At 67.5% G+C, this 18,850-nt stretch carries 18 protein-coding genes; 7 read left to right on the top strand and 11 right to left on the bottom strand.

The window, feature by feature from the left end:
- Positions 1-5: 5 nt before the first annotated feature.
- On the top strand, positions 6-782 hold the full coding sequence (locus D8676_RS13855) for an SDR family NAD(P)-dependent oxidoreductase (protein WP_121581499.1): 777 nt from the start codon (positions 6-8) through the stop codon (positions 780-782).
- Positions 783-791: 9 nt separating this feature from the next.
- Here D8676_RS13855 and D8676_RS13850 read toward each other — a convergent pair whose 3' ends face one another.
- Both D8676_RS13850 and D8676_RS13845 read right to left on the bottom strand, forming a co-directional pair.
- Positions 792-2,405: a hypothetical protein gene (locus D8676_RS13850; protein WP_121581497.1), complete on the bottom strand. Its 1,614-nt coding sequence runs from the start codon at positions 2,403-2,405 to the stop codon at positions 792-794.
- On the bottom strand, positions 2,402-3,115 hold the full coding sequence (locus D8676_RS13845; protein ID WP_121581495.1) for an HAD family hydrolase: 714 nt from the start codon (positions 3,113-3,115) through the stop codon (positions 2,402-2,404). Before D8676_RS13845 ends, D8676_RS13850 begins: the two co-directional genes overlap by 4 nt.
- Positions 3,116-3,303: 188 nt before the next feature.
- Between D8676_RS13845 and D8676_RS13840 the strand changes: the two genes are divergently transcribed.
- Complete coding sequence (locus D8676_RS13840; protein WP_121581493.1) at positions 3,304-3,531, top strand: hypothetical protein; 228 nt, start codon at positions 3,304-3,306, stop codon at positions 3,529-3,531.
- A gap of 22 nt (positions 3,532-3,553) precedes the next feature.
- On the opposite strand, the gene D8676_RS13835 is transcribed toward D8676_RS13840, so the two are convergent.
- A complete protein-coding gene (locus D8676_RS13835; protein WP_121581491.1) occupies positions 3,554-5,335 on the bottom strand; it encodes a cytochrome P450 in 1,782 nt (593 codons plus the stop codon).
- A gap of 277 nt (positions 5,336-5,612) precedes the next feature.
- Here D8676_RS13835 and D8676_RS13830 point away from each other — a divergent pair, with 277 nt between their 5' ends.
- Entirely contained in the window at positions 5,613-6,452 is an 840-nt protein-coding gene (locus tag D8676_RS13830) for an Lpg1974 family pore-forming outer membrane protein (protein ID WP_147448195.1), read from the top strand.
- Between the two features lie 85 nt (positions 6,453-6,537).
- On the opposite strand, the gene D8676_RS13825 is transcribed toward D8676_RS13830, so the two are convergent.
- A complete protein-coding gene (locus tag D8676_RS13825) occupies positions 6,538-7,065 on the bottom strand; it encodes an OsmC family protein (protein WP_121581487.1) in 528 nt (175 codons plus the stop codon).
- Between the two features lie 167 nt (positions 7,066-7,232).
- Between D8676_RS13825 and D8676_RS13820 the strand changes: the two genes are divergently transcribed.
- Positions 7,233-9,464 (top strand): AMP-binding protein, encoded by a 2,232-nt coding sequence (locus tag D8676_RS13820; RefSeq protein WP_121581485.1) that lies wholly within the window; start codon positions 7,233-7,235, stop codon positions 9,462-9,464.
- Between the two features lie 96 nt (positions 9,465-9,560).
- Here D8676_RS13820 and D8676_RS13815 read toward each other — a convergent pair whose 3' ends face one another.
- The 6 genes from D8676_RS13815 to D8676_RS13790 form a co-directional block, all read right to left on the bottom strand.
- On the bottom strand, positions 9,561-10,421 hold the full coding sequence (locus D8676_RS13815; RefSeq protein WP_121581483.1) for a phosphatidylcholine/phosphatidylserine synthase: 861 nt from the start codon (positions 10,419-10,421) through the stop codon (positions 9,561-9,563).
- Positions 10,421-11,119, bottom strand: a complete 699-nt coding sequence (locus tag D8676_RS13810) for a phosphatidylserine decarboxylase (protein ID WP_121581481.1) — start codon at positions 11,117-11,119, stop codon at positions 10,421-10,423. The genes D8676_RS13815 and D8676_RS13810 overlap by 1 nt, the downstream gene beginning before the upstream one ends.
- Positions 11,120-11,220: 101 nt before the next feature.
- Entirely contained in the window at positions 11,221-13,116 is a 1,896-nt protein-coding gene (locus D8676_RS13805; RefSeq protein ID WP_121581479.1) for an ABC transporter ATP-binding protein/permease, read from the bottom strand.
- Between the two features lie 26 nt (positions 13,117-13,142).
- Positions 13,143-13,457 (bottom strand): metalloregulator ArsR/SmtB family transcription factor, encoded by a 315-nt coding sequence (locus D8676_RS13800; RefSeq protein WP_121581477.1) that lies wholly within the window; start codon positions 13,455-13,457, stop codon positions 13,143-13,145.
- 63 nt (positions 13,458-13,520) lie between these two features.
- On the bottom strand, positions 13,521-13,814 hold the full coding sequence (locus tag D8676_RS27335) for a DUF982 domain-containing protein (protein WP_183097093.1): 294 nt from the start codon (positions 13,812-13,814) through the stop codon (positions 13,521-13,523).
- Between the two features lie 303 nt (positions 13,815-14,117).
- Complete coding sequence (locus tag D8676_RS13790; RefSeq protein WP_245426795.1) at positions 14,118-16,136, bottom strand: LysM peptidoglycan-binding domain-containing protein; 2,019 nt, start codon at positions 16,134-16,136, stop codon at positions 14,118-14,120.
- A gap of 147 nt (positions 16,137-16,283) precedes the next feature.
- On the opposite strand from D8676_RS13790, the gene D8676_RS13785 reads away from it, so the two are divergent.
- Positions 16,284-16,895: a TIGR00730 family Rossman fold protein gene (locus tag D8676_RS13785; RefSeq protein ID WP_121581473.1), complete on the top strand. Its 612-nt coding sequence runs from the start codon at positions 16,284-16,286 to the stop codon at positions 16,893-16,895.
- 93 nt (positions 16,896-16,988) lie between these two features.
- Positions 16,989-17,723: an SRPBCC family protein gene (locus tag D8676_RS27850; protein WP_121581471.1), complete on the top strand. Its 735-nt coding sequence runs from the start codon at positions 16,989-16,991 to the stop codon at positions 17,721-17,723.
- Between the two features lie 6 nt (positions 17,724-17,729).
- On the opposite strand, the gene D8676_RS13775 is transcribed toward D8676_RS27850, so the two are convergent.
- Positions 17,730-18,155, bottom strand: coding sequence for a VOC family protein (locus tag D8676_RS13775; RefSeq protein WP_121581470.1), 426 nt, complete (start codon positions 18,153-18,155; stop codon positions 17,730-17,732).
- 69 nt (positions 18,156-18,224) lie between these two features.
- On the opposite strand from D8676_RS13775, the gene D8676_RS13770 reads away from it, so the two are divergent.
- Positions 18,225-18,827: a TetR/AcrR family transcriptional regulator gene (locus D8676_RS13770; protein ID WP_121581468.1), complete on the top strand. Its 603-nt coding sequence runs from the start codon at positions 18,225-18,227 to the stop codon at positions 18,825-18,827.
- Positions 18,828-18,850: the final 23 nt, after the last annotated feature.

Raw genomic sequence — 18,850 nt, 5'->3', positions numbered from 1 at the left:
AACGAATGACCACTGCCCCAGACCTCAGAATTCCTGACCTGACGGGCCGCATCGCGCTCGTTACGGGGGCGTCGCGCGGCATCGGCTATTTCATGGCCAGGCATCTGGCGGCGGCCGGCGCGCATGTCGTGGCGGTGGCGCGGACGGTCGGCGGGCTGGAGGAACTCGACGACGAGATCAAGGCCGAGCGCGCCAGATCAGGCAAGGGCGAGGTGACGCTGGTTCCGCTCGACATCACCGACATGCCCGGCATCGACCGGCTGGGCGGCGCCATCCACGATCGCTGGAAGAAGCTCGACATACTGGTCGCCAATGCCGGCATGCTCGGCGTCGTCTCGCCGATCGGCCATGTCGAGGCCAAGACCTTCGACAAGGTGATGACCGTCAACGTCACCAGCACGTGGCGGCTGATCCGCTCGGTCGACCCGCTGCTGCGTTTCTCCGATGCCGGTAGGGCCGTCGTCGTGACGTCCAGCATCGCCCATTCGGCGCGCGCCTTCTTCGCCCCCTACGCGGCATCCAAGGCCGCCGTCGAGGCGCTGGCGCGCTCCTGGGCGCAGGAGACGGAGAACCTGGCGCTCAGGGTCAACGCCTTCGATCCCGGCGGCACCCGCACCGCCATGCGCGCCCAGGCGTTTCCCGGCGAGAACCCCGAGGCGGTGCCGCATCCGTCCGAGGTCGCAGCCCACATCATGCGCCTGGTCGGCCCCGAAGTGACGGAAACCGGCAAGGTCTACCAGGTCAAGACCGGGCGCTTCCGCTCATACCGCCTGCCGGACTAGCGGCGCGCTTCATCCGGCTGCGGTGTTGCGCGTGCGCCTTCCTGCATAGGCCATCCCGACAACGAGCAGGATGAGGCTGGCGGCGCTGATCGCGTAGCCGAGCCGCTCGATGGGCAGCGCCGTCTTCGTTATCTCGACTTTGGCGCCGGCGGGAATATCGGCAGCGATCAGGCCCGTCGCCGGATCGCAGGCAATCGCGACGGGCGCGCCATCCGCCGTCACCGACAGGAACGGATAGTAGAACACCGGCAGCACGCCCGGCCCGCGCTCCGCAAGCGCGCGCTCGACTATGCGCGTCCACTTGCCCGTGGCGAGCTCGACGGGATCGGCGGGCGGTCCGCATGCCGGCAGATATTCGGGTGCATCGGCGGCAATCGCGATCATGGCGTTCTCGACGTCGATCGGCTTGACCAGCGAAGCCTCCGTTCCGAGAACGCCCCTGCCAAAGAGAAACGCGAAGAACGTGACGATCACGCACACGCCCACCATCGGCACGACGATGCGGGTTCCCTGCGGCCGGGCGTCGAGCACGAAGGCCAGCAGCATGCAGGCGCAAAGCTCGAACAGGACAAGGGCGCGCCAGGGAAACTGAATACGCTCCAGCATCGGCAACGACTGCCACAGCCGGCCGGACAAGGGCGTCATCAGGAAGACCAGGACGACCGCGGCGACGACCCACGGCGCGACGGCGCGGCCGCGCTGCGCGGCAATCATCGACACGGCGGCGGACATGACCACCCCGCACACAACGCCGAAAGCCAATGCCAGGAACGTCGCGAAACTTCCCGCGACGGTAAAAAGCAGGTTCCTTTCAGGCTGATGCACGCCCCAGTTGTCGGCCTGCACCATGTCCTGCAGGAACATCGCCGGCAGGACGTAGGCGGCGGCAAGCCCGCCCGCCAGCACGGCCGCCAAAGCCGACCGAAGGAGGACGGCAAAGGCCCTGCCCTGCCAGGCCGTCCACAGGCAGAAGCCGGTGAGGAACGGCGCGAAGATCAGCGCCGAGGGCAGATGCGAGACGAGAAGCCCGGCAAAGCCGGCGGCGAGGCCGAAGGTGTAGCGGGCGTCATCGCCAAGCCGATAGGCGCACAACAGGCAGAACGGAACCAGGAAGAATGCCGCCTGTTCCCCGATAGCCGCCCTTATCCATATGTCGGCGAAGAGGTGATAAGGCATCATCATGTAGACGATCGCCGCGGCAAGGGCCGCCCCCCGGCCGACAAACGCCCCGGCCAGAGCGAAAAAGGACAGGCCGGACAGCGCCAGCATCAGCCAACTGCCCAGCACGACGGCCAGCCGGGGGTCGACCAGAAGGTGAAACGGCGCGGTCAGGTAGAACGGCAACGGGCCGTAGAAATAGAACACCACGCTGCCGGCTCCCCGGCTGACGTCCGGCAGCCAGCGCGGATAGGGATCGCCGGCGAAGAGCTGCCCGGAGAAGCCTTGCGACCACACCACGTTGAGAATGCTGCTGTGGCCGACGATGTGCCCAGCCAGGAAGGCCGGCATCATCAAAAGGGTCGCCGCGACAACCACGACCGACACTGCGGAAAAGCGGCTCGCCGCCGCGCGCTGCAGCAGCCCATCAAAACCCGCGGTCGGGGGAATTGCGCTTTCGCTCATCCGCGCTCGATCTCTTCGATCAGCCCGGCGATCTCGCCGAGATGCGCTGCCTGCCGGAAGCGGGCTTCGCCTTGCGGCGCCTCGGCATGCTCGTAGGCCCAGGTCAGGTCGTGCGGGACGAAGATCCCCCAGCTTCCGGCGGCGATCGCCGGCAAGATGTCCGACTTCAGCGAATTGCCGACCATCAAGCTCCTGTGCGGTCCGTCGCCATGCCTGTCGAAGACGCGCTGATAGGTCGACCTGTTCTTGTCGCTGACGATCTCGACCGCCTCGAAGAGTTCGCCCAGGCCCGATTCCGCGATCTTGCGCTCCTGGTCGAAGAGGTCGCCCTTGGTGATCAGGACCAGCCGGTATCGTCCGGCAAGCGCCTCGAGCGTCTCGCGGGCGAAGGGCAGCGTCTCGACGGGATGTCTGGCCATCTCGCGTCCGGCCGCGAGGATCTCCTGGATCACCTGCGCAGGCGCCCTGCCTTCGGTCACCTCGATCGCCGTCTCGACCATGGAGAGCGTGAAGCTCTTGATGCCGAACCCATAGGCGCCGATGTTGCGCAGCATAACCTTGAGCAGCCGGTCGGGCAGTTGCTCCGGGTCGGCGTAATCCTTCAGCAATTCTATGAAATGCGCCTGCGTCGTCTGGTAGAACTGCTCGTTCTGCCACAGCGTGTCGTCGGCATCGAAGCCGATCGTCGTGAGGCGCGGCGCAGCCGGCATGGCGATTCCTCCTGGCTGACTTTTCTGCCCCCGCCAGCGCCCCATTTCAATGGCCGGACGCCCGGCCGCGATCCACCGCGGTTGACCCGGGTTGGACGGTTCGGGATAGAAGGTGAAAGTCTGCCGCGCTTTTGCCATCAGATGGGCGTGACATCACGAAACCTTCAGGCAACTTCAAGAGGAAGCTCATGTCCGCCATAGTCGCACTCGTCTGGTATCTCGTGGTCGCGGGTCCGCAGGGCGGGCTGACCACGATGCCCGGATATTTCGACACGCGCGAGGAATGCACCTCGGCGATAACCGAATACCAGAAGCAGCCCGCCCCGGCAGGCTGGTCGGCAAGCTGCGTGCCGAGCACGTCGCCCTATGGCGACGAAGGCGACGACGCCGGCGCGGACGAAGCGTCGCCGGAATGATCGCGAGGCGGTCGAGGTCCGGCTAGAGGGCGGTCACGCGCATCTTCTGGCCGCCGCGCCGGCGCATCGATGCGCCCCAGTCGAAGGCGAGCGGCAGCGGCTCGTCCAGTTCCAGCCGGCAGCGGCGGAGAATCTGCGCCAGCGCGATCTCCATTTCGATCCGGGCGAAACGCGCCCCGCCGCAGATCCTCGGCCCGGCCGAAAACGCCATGAAATGCGATCGCCGCCCGGCCCGGCCGGGCGCATCGGGATCGTGCCGCGCAAGCTGGAATTCGCGCGGCGCCTCCCAGCTCGCCGGGTTCTGGTGGAGGCCGATCACCGAGACCAGCACCCGGTCGCCGGCGGCGACGGCATGGCCGCCGACCGCGTCGGGACCTTCGGCAAAGCGCGACAGTATGGCCACCGGCGGAAACATCCTCAGCGTCTCGTCGATGAAGGGCCGCAGGCTCGGCACCCGTTCGAGGCCGTCCAGCCCCGGTTCGCCGTCGCCCAACGCGGAGTGGATCTCCTCGCGCAACGCGTCCTGGAAGGACGGAAGCGAGGCGAGAATCGACAGCGCCCAGCCGAGGGCGGCCGAGGTGGTGTCGGAGCCGGCGATCACCAGCGTCAGCAGTTCGCCGGCGAGATCGATCCGCTCCTCCTCCGGTTCGCCTGCGGTGCGGTCGGCGGCGGCGATCAGCGCCGACAAGGCGTCGTTCGCGGGTCCGGCAGCGCGCCGCCGCTCGACCATCGCTGCGATCGCCTGGCGGACCCGGCCTGACGCCGCCTGCGCCCCGGCCAGCATCCCGCCGTCGACGGCGGTCGGCACGCCGGGCAGGTCCCACGCCCGCGCGGCGGCATAACCGATGATCGGGCGGAGGTCGGCGGCAAAACCGTCGCCGAGCGCTGCGAGCGGCGTGGAGAACACGATCTCGGTCAACGCCGCCACAGCGGCCCGGTCGATGGCGCCGTCTACGGGGCCGGCAGCGGAACCGGTCGCGGCGAGTTCTTGGGCAAGGCCGGCGTAGAGGCGGGACACGATGCCAGCGGCGCGGGCCGCGTCGTGCGGGGCGATGAAGCTCTGGCTGACGCGCTGCGAACGGCGCCAGGCCTCGCCGTCGAGGGTCAGGCGGCTGCGGCCGAAGAATGGCGTGAAGGACGAGAAATTCTTCCGGTAGTTGGCGAGATTGCCGACGAGCACATGGGCGGCGACATCGGGGTCCTGGACGACGAGCACGCTTTCGTCGCCGACCGCGATGCGCTCGGTGGCGCCGGGCGCGCGCTGGGCAAGCGCATAGAGGAACGCGCAAGGGTCGTCGGCGATCGGAGGACGCGCGGCCGGCCGGAGGGGTGCGCCGGCAGGGATGGCAGCGCTTTTTGCGGCGGGACGTTCGGCCAAGGCGCCCTCGCCGGCACCCGTCACGTTCAGCACCTGGGATTTGCGGGCCGCGCGGGAGGCGTCCGCGTAGGAGCGCTTGAAGTACACCCTGAGCCCGGGATTGATCTCGCGGGCCGCCCGCATAAGCCCGAGCGTCAGCCCGGGATCGTCGACGGCGACGATGGTGAGGGCGACGGCGTCGGCGTCGCGGTCGGCCGGACGAAGCTCGCCGCCATCCTCGAGCCAGGCTTCAGCGACCGCCCTGGTGGTCGGCAGCCAGCCGGCATAGCCGACAAGCATTTCGCCATCAAAAGCCGCCACGTGCTCCCCCTTCAGTATCTGGCGGCGAATGGCGCGGATAAAGGGCCCCACCCGGTTCGTCGTGAACGGGGCGCGCCGGGAGAGGAAGTCAACCACCGCCCCGAACGACTCGAAATTGGCCGGCATGGCTCGAAACTTCGATTGGTCGTTCACGTGGCGCGGCCCGGATCCTGGAAGATGTCCGTTACTACAGCATCCATGAAGGGCCGCAAACCGCCCGAGCAAGTTCGGCGCGGCCCAGGGTCGCGTTGCTTGGCGAGAACTATGGTTCACCGCGGAAGTATGGCTGTTCGGCAACAATAGATGAAGAAATGTCCGGCATGCTTGCGCGGGGTCGAAAAACCAAGCACATTGCACCCCATTTCTGCGGTGGGTTCGATACTGATACTGCGGGGTCTATCGGATGTCCTTGAAATCCAAGTCATTGTTCGTGCTGCCGCTGATAGGGGCGGCACCGGCAGCCAATGCAGCCGACATGCCGGTCATGCCTCCGCCGGAGGTGAGCCCGCTCAACTATCTGTCGATCGAGGGCGGGCCGATCTGGATGGAGGGCGACCTCAGCGAAACGGGCGCGGACAAGTTCGGCGATTTCGACAATCAGGACGGGTTCTACGCGGCGATCACCTATCGGCGGTTCCTCAATCCCACCTGGGACTGGCAGATCACGGCAACCGGCACCTGGCTGGACGAGATCAGCGGCAGGGGCTTCGACGAAGAAGCCGGCGACGTCCGGTTCACATCGGACCTGGATTTCCAGACAATCGATCTCGATGCCGGCTACCATTTCAACGGCAACCCGCTGACGCGCTTCCTGTTCGGCATTCGCGCCCTCCATTCGAGGGACGAACTCAGTTATGAGGATTTCTTTGGCCCCATCACCTACAAGGCCGAGGGCTGGGCGTTCGGTCCGCGCGTCGGCTTCCAGTCGGAGACGATGCTCGGAAGCTCCCAGTTCGGTTTTGTCGCCGAAGCATCCGGCTCCATCCTGTTCGGCAGCTTCGACATCGAGACCCAAGCCAACGACGTAAGGACGGACAGTTCCCGTACGATCTACAACCTGGAAGGCCTCGCCGGCCTGTCTTGGCATGCCAACGACACCTGGACCTTCACGGCTGGCTACAGGCTCCAGCAGTGGTGGAACCTGAGGGAGGGAACGGCGGTTTCGGACCAGGGGTATACGCTCAGCGCCGACGAGGACCCGTTGCTGCACGGGCCCTTCCTGCGGGTGGCTACGACGTTCTGACGACTCCGGAAGCTCAAAAGAAAAGGCGCCCCGGTGGCGCCTTTCTTTTGAGCTGCGATGCCGCCGAGATCTGAAGGATGCCGCTTCAGAGCTTGGCCACCGGCCGCTCGGCATCGACGGCCACCGACAGTTCGGGCCGCGTGTTGAGGGTCTGGAAGACGACGCAGTAGCGCTCGGTGAGCTTGATCAGCGAATCGATGCGGTCCTGCGGCTCGTCCGTATCGAGATCGAAGTTGAGCCGGATGGCGCGAAAACCGACCGGCGCTTCCTTCGAGACGCCGAGCGTGCCGCGGAAATCGAGGTCGCCCTCGGCTTCGACCCTGGCGCCGTCCAGCCGGAACTCCAGCGCGGTCGCCACCGCCTTCAAGGTCACGCCCGCACAGGCGACCAGCGCCTCGAGCAGCATGTCGCCGGAGCAGAGCTCCATGCCGCTGCCGCCGGTCGCCGGATGCAGCCCCGCTTCGGCGATGGCGCGGCCGGTCTCGACCTTGCAGGCGATCTTCTGGTCGTCGATCGAACCCCTGGCGCGCAGCGTGATCAGCGCCTGTCCGGCGTCGTTGCGGTAGGCGTCCTTCAGCGGCGCCTGCATGGCCTTCAGCGTGGCGGAATCCATGAAAATCTCTCCCTGTCCGATACGGCCACACATATAGGCACTAACCGGCTGCGCGGAAACATGGGCCATATCGCGCCGTGAAATCACGCAATTGACGTGCGTTCTCGTTCCGCTACGTTCAGGCCGACGCGGCCGCCAAGAGCCGCGCGAGGATAGGGAGACGCGGCATGATCCTGTCCGGAGCGATCCTGCTCGGCCTGCTCGCCACCTGGCTGGCGCTCGCCGCGATCGAGGCATTCCGGCTCGGCGTCGGCTTCCGGCAGGCGTTCCTCTACGTGCCGTTCAAGCTCATCCACCGCATCGGCGATTCGCGAATCAAGACGGCCGGCAAGGCCGACGCGCCGGTCATCTACGCCGTCTGGCACCAGTCCAAGCTCGACCCGGCGCTGATGCTGTCGCTGCTGCCGGAACAGACGCTGCACATACTCGACGAGACGTCGTCGAAGTCGATGTGGCTGGAGCCGTGGCGCGAGCTTGCGCGCACCATCACCTTCAACGCCAAGCATGTCTTCGTCAGCCGGCGGCTGGTGCGGGTGCTCAAGGGCAAGGGGCGGCTCGCCGTCTACCTGCCCGACGATGTCGAGCCGGACACCAAATCCTTCCGGCTGTTCCGGGCGCTTGCCCGCATCGCCGTGCAGGCCGATGCGAAGGTCGTGCCGGTCTTCGTCGCCGGCGGGCGCTTCCTGCCCTCCTCGCTGACGCCGAAGCAGCGCGCGCCGCGCCGCTGGTTCAGGAAGCTGTCGATCGTCGCGCTGCCCCCGATGACGATCGCCGAACTGATCGAGCGCGCCGGCGGCCCGTCGAAGACCACCGCGTCGAACGCGCTGTTCGACCGCATGGCCGAAGCGCGGCTGGCGGGCGCCGATGTCGACCGCAGCCTGTTCCAGGCCGTGCGCGACGCCGCCGGCCAGTTCGGCGCGTCGATACCGATCGTCGAGGACGTGGTAACCGGCGCGCTGAGCTACCGGAAGCTGCTCACCGGCGCGCGCGTGCTCGGCCGCCGCTTCGCGGCGACAAGCAGGCCCGGCGAGGCGGTCGGAGTGCTGTTGCCCAACGCCAACGGCGTGGTGCTGGCGCTGCTCGGGCTCTCTTCGGGGGGCCGCATCGCTGCGATGATGAACTACACCGCCGGCCCGGCAAGCGTGACGGCTGCCGCGAAGGCCGCGGCGATCCGGACCGTCGTCTCCTCGAAAGCCTTCGTCGAGAAGGCAGGAATCGGCGATGTTGTCGAAGCGCTCGAAAGGGACGGCGCGAAACTCGTCTGGCTGGAGGACATACGCTCCAGCGTCGGCGCATTGGAGAAGCTTTCGGCAGCGCTTCTCTGGCGCATCCCGCTGGCCAGGCAGAATGCGGAGAAGCCTGCGGTCATCCTGTTCACCTCGGGCTCGGAGGGCCAGCCCAAGGCGGTCGTGCTGTCGAGCAGGAGCCTGCTCGCCAATGTCGCGCAGGCCGGGGCGCGCATCACCTTCTCGCCAACCGACAGGCTGCTCAACGTGCTGCCGGTCTTCCATTCCTTCGGGCTCACCGGTGGCACGGTGCTGCCGCTCGTCAACGGCGTGCCGCTGTTCCTCTACCCCTCCCCGCTGCACTACAAGATCATCCCGGAGATCGCGCGCAAGTTCCGGCCGACCGTCATGTTCGGCACCGACACTTTCCTGGCGGCCTATGCGCGCACGGCCAAGGACGGCGACTTCTCGAGCCTGCGCTTCGTCGTCGCCGGCGCTGAGGCGGTACGGCCGGACACCCGCAGGACCTGGCGCGAACGTTTCGGCGCGGAGATCGTCGAGGGCTACGGCCTGACCGAGGCCGCGCCCGTCGTGGCGGTCAACACCGCCTCGCACAACCGAGACGGCACGGTGGGCCGCATGCTGCCGGGCATGCGCATGCGCATCGAGTCGGTCGAAGGCATTTCCGAAGGCGGCAGGCTGTTTCTGTCGGGGCCGAACCTGATGCGCGGCTACATGACGGCGGACCGGCCGGGCGAGCTGCAGCCGCTCGACGGCGAATGGCTCGACACCGGCGACATCATCTCGGTCGACCGCGAAGGCTTCGTCACGATATCGGGGCGGGCCAAACGTTTCGCCAAGATCGCCGGCGAGATGATCTCGCTCGGCGCGGTCGAGATGCTGGTGAAGGCACTGTGGCCGGAGGGCAATCACGCCGCCGTGTCAGTGCCCGACAAGCGGCGCGGCGAGCGCATCGTGCTGGTCACCACCGCCGACGACGCCGACGCCGAGGCGCTGCGCCGCCACGGCAAGCAGGCCGGCGCCGCCGAGATCATGGTGCCGGACGGCATCGTCAAGGTTAAGGAGATCCCGATGCTGGGGTCAGGCAAGACTGACTATGTGTCGGCGCGCCGGATGGCGATGGAGAGTCTCGGGCTCGGGCTGGCGGCCTAGAGCAATTCCAGCAAAAGTGCGCAGCGGTTTTGCGTCCGGAATTGCGTAAAAACAAATAGAGCGGTTCCGCGCTTTTCGGAGAAAGTCGGAAACGCTCTAGGCTTTCGGCTCCGCGCTTTCGTCGGTCTCGATGTCGACGCCCGCTTCCGCGTCAGCGGCCTTTTCTTCCGCCGGCTTCGCTTCCTCGACCTGGGCGCGCTTGGCATAGGCGCGTGCCGACAGCGGCAGGAAGAGCAGGTAGGCGATGATGCCGGCCGACAGCGTGTGCCAGGGATAGCTGAACAGCAGAAGGAGCAGCAGAGCGACGGCGAGGATGAGCGGCATGACGCGATCGCGCCGCACCCTCAGCTTCTTGCCCGAATAGACCGGCAGCCGGCTGACCAGCAGGAAGGCCGCGAGCACGGTGAAGGCGCTGGCGGCGAAGGCGGTGATGCGGTCCGGCTGGTAGACGCCTATGAAGGCGAGATAGACCGGCAGCAGCACCAGCACGGCGCCGGCCGGCGCCGGCACGCCGACGAAATATTCCTCCTGCCAGGCGGGCCGCTCGAGATCCTCGTCGAGCACGTTGAAGCGCGCCAGCCTCAGGCCGCAGGCGATGGCGAAGAGCAGCGCCGCGATCCAGCCCGGCGAACCGGCTCGGTCGAGCAGGAAGGCATAGAGCACCAGCGCCGGCGCGACGCCGAAGTTCACGATGTCGGCCAGCGAATCCATCTGCGCGCCGAATTTCGACGTCGCCTTCATCATGCGCGCCAGCCGCCCGTCTATGCCGTCGAGGAAGGCGGCGAAGAGCACCATGGCGACCGCCGTCTCGAAGCGCCCCTCGAAGGCGAAACGGATGCCGGACAGGCCAGCGCAGATCGCCAGCACGGTGATCAGGTTGGGCAGCACCATGCGCAGCGGGATCTCGCGGATGCGCGGTCCACCCCGGCCGTGCGGAGGAAACGGTCGGAACACCATCAGTCGATGCGCACCAGCGGCGTCGCGGCGGGGCCGCCGAATTCGGCGATCACCGTCTCGCCGGCGACGGCCGTCTGGCCGACGGCAACGCGCGGCGTGGCGGTGGCCGGCAGGAAGACGTCGACGCGCGAGCCGAAACGGATGAGACCGAAACGCTCGCCAACGGCGATGTTGCCGCCGGCCTCCGCCCAGCAGACGATGCGGCGCGCCACCAGCCCGGCCACCTGCACCGCGGCGACGGTGCCGTTGGGGCTGTCGATGACGACGCCGTTGCGCTCGTTCTCCTCGCTCGCCTTGTCGAGCTCGGCGTTGAGGAATTTGCCGGGGCGATGCTCGATCTTGGTGATCCGCCCACGCACCGGCGCGCGGTTCACATGGCAGGAGAAGACGTTCATGAAAACCGATATGCGGGTCATTTCACCGGCGCCGAGGCCGAGTTCGCGCGGCGGGATGCCGGGGCCGACGGACGAGACGACGCCGTCGGCGGGGCTGATGACCAGCCGGTCGTCGGTCGGCGTGACGCGCACCGGATCGCGGAAGAAATAGGCGCACCACCCGGTCAGGATGAGGCAGATCCAGAACAGGTTGGTCGAAAACAGGCCGGCAAGCAGCGTCACCACGGCGAAGGCGCCGATGAAGGGATAGCCCTCCTTGTGAACCGGAACGAAGGCGTTCCTGACGGTGTCGACGAGGCTCATCGCTGGGGTGCATCGCGCCCGCCGGCGCGCTCCGTTTCGGCTTGCGCGCCTGATTAGCGGAAACCACTACCCCCCGCAACGCGACATTGGTCCCGGAAACGCTATTCGCCAGGCGCGACTTCCGGGGTCCGGCGGCGCACGATGACGCCGTCGGCGTCCTCCTCGCGGGCGATGCGCAGCCGCTCCTCGGCCTCGGAAGCCTCGCGCTGGCGGTCCCACATGGAGGCGTAGAGGCCGCGCTCCGCAAGCAGTTGGGCGTGTTTGCCGCGCTCGACGATGCGCCCGTCCTTGAGCACGATGATCTCGTCCGCCGACACGATCGTCGAGAGCCGGTGGGCGATCACGATGGTGGTTCGGCCCTTGCTCACAAGATCGAGAGCAGCCTTGATCTCCTGCTCGGTGTGCGAATCCAGCGCCGACGTCGCCTCGTCGAGGATGAGGATCGGCGGCGCCTTGAGGATGGTGCGGGCGATCGCCACGCGCTGCTTCTCGCCGCCCGACAATTTCAGGCCGCGCTCGCCGACCATCGTCTCATAGCCGTCAGGCAGGCGCGCGATGAAGCCGCCGATCTGGGCGAGGTCGGCCGCCCGCTTCACCTCGTCGGGCGCGGCGCTCGTGCGGCCGTAGCGTATGTTGTAGGCGATGGTGTCGTTGAAGAGCACGGTGTCCTGCGGCACCATGCCGATCGCGGCGCGCAGGCTCTCCTGCGTCACGTCGCGTATGTCCTGGCCGTCGATCAATATGTTGCCCGACACCACGTCGTAGAAGCGGAAGAGCAGCCGCGACACCGTCGACTTGCCGGCCCCCGAGGGGCCCACGATGGCGACCGTCTTGCCGGCAGGCACCTCGAAGCTGATGCCCTTCAGGATCTGGCGCTCCGGGTCGTAGGAGAAGTGCACGTCGCGGAACTCGACCCTACCGTCCGTCACGGCGATCGGCTCTGCATCCGGCCGGTCGACCACCTCGCGCCTGATGGCGAGCAGGTCGAACATGTTCTCGATGTCGGTCAGGCCCTGGCGGATCTCGCGGTAGATCATGCCGATGAAGTTGAGCGGCTGGGCAAGCTGCATCAGCATGGCGTTGACGAAGACGAAATCGCCGACGGTCTGCGTGCCCGCCATCACCTCGCGGGCGGACAGCCACATGATGGCGGTCATGCCGACGCCGAAGATCAGGCCCTGGCCGAAGTTCAGCCAGCCGATCGACACCCAGGTCATGGTCGCCGCCTTCTCGTAGCGCGCCATGGAGCGGTCGAAGCGCTCGGCCTCCATCTTCTCGTTGTTGAAATATTTGACCGTCTCGAAGTTGAGCAGCGAGTCGATCGCCTTGGTGTTGGCGTCGGTGTCGCTGTCGTTCATCTCGCGACGGATGCCGATGCGCCAGTCGCTGACCTTCACCGTGAACCAGACATAGAGCCAGACGGTGACGGCGATGACGGCGACATAGGTCCAGCCATAGGCGACCGCGAAGATGACGGCGGTCAGCGCAAATTCGAGCACGGTCGGCGCCATTGCGAGCATGGTGTAGCGCACGATCGTCTCGATGCCCTTGGTGCCGCGCTCGATGATGCGCGACAGGCCGCCGGTGCGACGCTCGAGATGGAAGCGCAGCGACAGCTCGTGCATGTGGACGAAGGTGCGGTAGGCAAGCTGGCGCACCGCATGCTGCCCTACCCGCGCGAACAGCGCGTCGCGCAACTGGTTGAAGCCGAGTTGCGTGATCCGCAGCACATTGTAGGCGATGACCAGCATCACCGGCGCGAGCAGGAAATCGGGCAGCGGCGGTGCGGACGTGGCATCGCCGGCCAGCGCATCGGTCGCCCATTTGAAGAAATAGGGCACGAGCACCAGCACGCCCTTGGCGATGAAGAGCAGCACGGTCGCATAGACCAGGCGCAGCTTCAGGTCGCGGCGGTCCGGCGGCCACATATAGGGCCAGAGGCTCGTCAGCGCGCTGAAGGTCGATCCGGAATCGCCGGAAACAGTTTGGGTGGCCAATGTGGCGTGCCTTTAATTCGTGCGGGTCAGCAGCAGGATTTGACGAGGCTTGCGACCGAGTCCGAGAGCGCCGCGAGCGCTTCCCGGTTGACGCTGTAACGGGAACGCGGTCGATCGGGCCGGTAACTAACCAGGCCCGCCTCCACGAGCACCTTCAGATGCTGCGAAATAGTGGATTGCGCAAGATCGAGCCTTTGCACGACGTCGCCGCAGCAGCAGGCATCATGGAGGGCAAGGTGTTGCAGGATTTCGATGCGGACGGGATGCGACAGCGCCGCGAAGCGCAAGGCAAGCTGCCGTCGCGCCGCATCCATGGTCGTGTCAGGCGAGAGCATGTTCATCGTTTATCGGCGATAAACGATGAAGCTCCTCAAAGCAAGCGCTTCTCTCAGTCGCCGGGGCGATCAGGCGGCCAGCGAGCCGCCTGCGACTGCGGACGCTGGCCGGCTCCGCCTTTCCTCGACGAGAACACCGCGACGCCGGGCCAGGGCACACAGCACATCGCGCGCTTCCGCTACGGAGGCATTGCCCTCCAGCGCGTCACGGCACGCGCCATAGGTCGCGTGAAACGCCTCGTCCCGGGACTGGGCCGGCTGTCCGTCCATGTAGCGGACAGCGTCCATGACGCCCTTGATTTCCAGCGGAAATCCCATTCCGACAAGGACGACAATCGGGGAAGCGAAGGCAGTGTCGAGCATGACCCGTTCCTTATGTGACTTCTTTTCGCGGATATACGGATGCCGAATGAACGGCGCTCCTGAACGCGGACGGCGGCCAAGCGTTCCCTCGAAACGGATCAAAAATTGCACCTGAAGCGGTGACGCAAAGGAAGGGTCCGGTTGCGCGCGGCGGGGACGATGCACGGAGCTTCTTGCGGCGGACGACAGAGCGGATTCGGCAGTGCGTTCGGACCGCGCAAATGCCTCGTCTTCGCCTCCCATTGCGGAAGCGACCGGCCGCCTACCGGATCGATTTTCAGCCGTTGAACTGCGCGCAGGCTTCTACTGCTGCGCCTCGGGCGGAGCCGCGTCCGGCTCGCCTTCCTTCGGCACCGTGGTCAGGCGGTCGCCGAGCGTCGTGTAGTCGGCGTCGGCCTTGCCGTCGTTGGATTTCTCCGGGACCTTGAAGACCTGGCCGGGCCAGATGCGATCCGGGTCCTCGATCTGCTTCTCGTTGGCCAGATAGATGGTCGAATAGCGGATGCCGCGGCCATAGACGCGCCGCGAGATGCGCCACAGCGTGTCGCCGCGCCTGATGATGACGGCGCTGTCGACCGACTGCAGCTTCGGGGCGAGCACTTCATCCACGCCCGCCGGCGGCGGCGCCGGCAATTCGCTCTCCGGCGCGGGTGCCGCGGCGACGTTCTTTTCGGCCTCGCCGGCCTCAGGCAGCGCGGGCTCGACAGCCGCCGGCGCATCGGAAGCGGACGCTGCGGGAGCCGCCGGCTTCGCGGCGGCAGGAGCCTCGGCAACGGCTGGCGGCGATGCGGGGGGCTCGGCTGCCGGCGGCGTGGTCGCCTCTGCGGTGGGAGCGGCAGGCTCCGGCTGTGCGGGAGCCGGCGTTGCAGGGCTCGAAGCAGCGGGCTGGTCGGCAGCCGGCGTCCCCGACGCAGGCGCTTCGGCCACGGCCGCAGGCGGTTCCGCGGCGGCGGGCGCACCTGGCTGGGCAGCCGGCGCTTCCGCCGAAGGCAGCGCCGCGCCATCTGCCGGCGGCGTCTCGGCGGCGGTCGCAGGAGCTTGGGCCGCAGCGGAATCAGGTGATGCCGTTGCTGGCGCGTCCGCGGCCGGCTGCTGTCCGGGCTCAGCCTCCGCGGCTGCGGGCGGCTGGGCGGCGGCCGGCGCAGGCGCTGCGGGCTGAGACTGCTGTGCGGCGGGCGTTTCCGCCTGTGGCTGGGCGGGCGGCGCGGCGGCGAGAGGCTGCCCGGCGGCGGGTGCGACCGCCGCGAGGGTCTCGCCGGGCTCGCGCTCGAACGGCACCGCCGCGCGGGCGGCCACCTTTACCCCGTCCGGCTCAAGCGCATCGACGCGGATGATGTAGTCGCCGACCGGCAGGTCGCGGTCAGCCTCGATCAGATAGCGGCCGTCAGGCGAGGCCTTGGCGTCGCCGAGCAGGATCTCGTTGGCGTAGCCGCGCACGGTGCGTCCGGGGTCGGCCGAGCCGGCGACGAATATCTTGCGGCCGTCGATCTCGACCGCCTCGACCCGGACGGTCGGGCCGGCAACCGGCGGCGCCGGCTTCGCGGCCGGCTCGGCCTGTGGCGGCAGCGCCGCCTGCATCTCGGTTTCCGGTTTCGGCTGGGCTGCGGGGACCTCAGCGGCGGGCGGCGTTTCCGCTGCGGGAGGCGCTTCGGCTGCCGGCGCAGTGGCGGCCGGCGGCGCGGCGGCTTCCGGCGTCTTCACTTCGGCAGCGGGAGCCTGCGGCTTCGGCAGCGTGATCATCTGCGAGGGTTTCCCCGGCTCCTCCACGAGGGCCAGCACCTGCCCTTCCGGCGTCTCGGGGATCGACACGACGGCCGTCTCGACCGACATGGCGACGACGTTATCGGGCGCTGTGGCGCGCAGCACGATCTGATAGTTGCCGGGCTTCAGCGGATCCTCGAGCACGACCGCGAAATCGCCGTCGGGACCGGCCTTCGTGCTGCCGATCACGTTGGAGCCGACCAGGAGATCGACATTCGCATCGGGGGCGGCCTTGCCGGCGATGACGAGCGAGCCGTTGCCCTCGACGCGCACGACGTCGAAGCTCGGCGGCACGACAGGCGGCTTGCCCGCGGGCTCGGGCGCGGCGGCGGTCGCCGGGGGCTCGGCCGGCGTGGCGGCTTCGGGTTCCGAGGGCGTCTCGGGAGAAGCCGCGGCCGGCGGCTCGGCGGCAGGCGTCTTGCCCGGCTCGGCCTGGCCGGTTTCCTGTCCCGCATCCGGCAGGGCGGCGATGGTCTCCTGCCGCTTCAGCAGCGGGTCGAAGGCGCCGGCGGCATAGGCGACAATGGCGGCAGCGGCGACGCCGCCCGCGAGGAAAAGCAATGCCTTATTCGTCGTTACCGCCATTACGTCCTGCCCCGAGGACCACCCGGCCTCTGTGTGCGGGTCTAACCTGTTTCGCCGGGAGCGACAAGAAAAGACCGGCAAGGGGTCTTGACCTGTCCCCCCGGGAAATCACCAATCAGCCGCATGAACACGATTCGATCCGTCTGCGTCTATTGCGGTTCTTCGCCGGGTAACGACGAACTCTACCTGAAGGCCGGCCATGTGCTCGGGCGCGCCATCGCGAATGCCGGCCTCGAACTGGTCTATGGCGGCGGCGGCAAGGGGATCATGGGGGCGGTCGCCGATGGCGCACTGCGCGCCGGCGGCAAGGTCACCGGCATCATCCCGCGTTTCCTGATGACCAAGGAAGCGACCCAGGCCGCGCTCCAGCGCCTCAATGAACTCGTCGTCACCGAGAACATGCATGAGCGCAAGCACATAATGTTCGAGAAATCGGACTCCTTTGTGGCGTTGCCGGGCGGCATCGGGACGGTCGAGGAGATCATCGAGATCATGACCTGGGCGCAGCTCGGCCATCACCGCAAGCCCATGGTCTTCGGCAATGTTGGGGGCTTCTGGAACCCGATGCTGGCGCTGCTCGACCACATGCGCGCCGAAGGCTTCATCCATACCGGCCATCTGGTCAATCCGCTGGTCGTCGACACGGCGGAGGCGATCGTGCCCGCCATCCTGACCGCCGGCGCGCGCGACGGCGTGCCGACCGAAGGCGTGCAGTCGGTCATCGACAAGATGTAGGCGCTAAGCGCCGCTTTCCCCGGCGCCGCGGCTTGACGCAGCGGCATCGGCGGACAATCCTGCCGGTCCAGGCTGATAGCCAAGGGAGCCGGCATGCTGACTTTCCTGAAGTGGCTTTTCTACCTCATCGCGGCGGTCGCCCTCATCATCGTGGGCGGATCGTTCCTGCTGCCGCCGCAGGCCGTGGTGACCCGCTCGATCGAGATCGCCGCACCGCCCGACAAGGTCTTCGCCGTCGTAGGCGACCTCAGGCGGTTCAACGAGTTCTCGCCCTGGGCCGACCTCGATCCCAACATCACATACACGTTCGAGGGACCGGAGAGCGGGCTCGGCCAGCAGATGAACTGGTCGTCGGAGCACGCCGACGTCGGCAAAGGCTCGCAAACGATCATCCGATACGAACCGCCGACCTTCGTCGAGACACAGCTCGACTTCGGCGTCCGCGGCAAGCCGGTCTCCAGTTTCGAACTGGTGCCGACAACCAGCGGCACCAGGGTCACCTGGGTCTTCAAGGCTGGACTCGAAGGCATCCCGGCAAAATGGTTCGGCCTGATGTTCGACCGCTGGATCGGCAACGACTACGAGAAGGGCCTCGCCAAGCTGAAGGCGGTCGCCGAAAGGCCCGCGCCCGAGCCACCGGCTGCCGAACAGCCGGTGCCCGAGCAGCCGGCGCCGACTGCACCGGAGGCCACCATGCCCGCGCCGGTCGAACCGGCGCCCGCGGCGCCGGAACAGCCTGCGCCGCAGGAGGCTCAGCCCGAACCGCCGCCGGCAACGCCCGAGCCTGCAACGCCGGAACCAGCTGCGCCGGAGCAGCCGGCGCAGTAGGGCCTGCTACCGGCCCACCGCCTCGGGGGCGAACTGCGCCAGGAACTCCTCGCTCGGCGGGATCGGCTTGATCACGTCGATCAGCACGCCGTTGGGATCCCTGGTGATGAAATGCCGCTGGCCGAACGGCTCGTCGCGCAGCGTCCGCAGGATCGGCAGGCCGGCTGCCTGCACCCGCGCATAAAGCGCATCCGGGTCCTCGACCTCGAAATTGATCAGGACCCCGCTGGCGCGGCCCCTGCCCTCCGGCGGGATCGTCTCGTGGTCGCCCTGCAGGATGGCGAGGTTGACGCTCTCGTCGTCGCCGGACTGCAGGTGCACGTACCAGTCGCTCTCGAAAAGCGGCTTGAAGCCGAAATGCTCGACATAGAAGGCGGCCGCCGGAGCAACGTCGTCGACCATCAGCACCGGGTAATAGCTCGTCGTTTTCATGGCTTTCCTTCCTCCTTCATTTAACATACAATCTGTATGTATCTTTTAATTAACATACAGGCTGCATGTATGCAAGAGACAAAAGAACGCCGCACCAACCGCGACCGGACGGAAGCCACGCGCCGCGATCTCATCGCGGCGGCACGAAAGCTGTTCACCGAAAAATCCTACGCCGAGACGAGCACACCGGAGATCGTGGCGGCCGCCGGCGTCACGCGCGGCGCGCTCTACCACCACTTCGCCGACAAGCAGGCGCTGTTCCAGGCGGTGGTCGAGCAGGAAGCCGCTGAGGTCGCGGCCGAGATCGAGAGCGCGTCACCGGCCTCCCTGCCCCCACGCGAAGCACTGCTCGCCGGCTCGGAGGCCTATCTCCAGGCCATGCGCACGCCAGGCCGCACCCGCCTGCTCCTGCTCGACGGGCCGGCGGTGCTCGGACGGGCCGGGATGGACGAGATCGACGCCAGGCACGGCAACAGGACGCTACGCGAAGGCCTTGTCGCGACGATGGATTCCGGTGCGATGAAGGCGCTCCCCGCCGACGCGCTGACGGGGCTGCTTGCCGCCATGTTCGATCGCGCAGCGCTTGCCATCGACGCCGGCGCTCCCGCCGGCGACTATCGGCTGACGCTGATCGCGCTTGTCGACGGGCTGATGACCGCCCGCTCCGGGTGACGCGGAACGACAGGCCCTACAAC

Origin of the sequence: Mesorhizobium sp. YM1C-6-2 (genome assembly GCF_003666685.1) — a bacterium.
Taxonomy (GTDB): domain Bacteria; phylum Pseudomonadota; class Alphaproteobacteria; order Rhizobiales; family Rhizobiaceae; genus Mesorhizobium_K.
The sequence above is the reverse complement of the archived record's forward strand: the minus strand, read 5'-3'. Positions and strand labels throughout refer to the sequence as shown.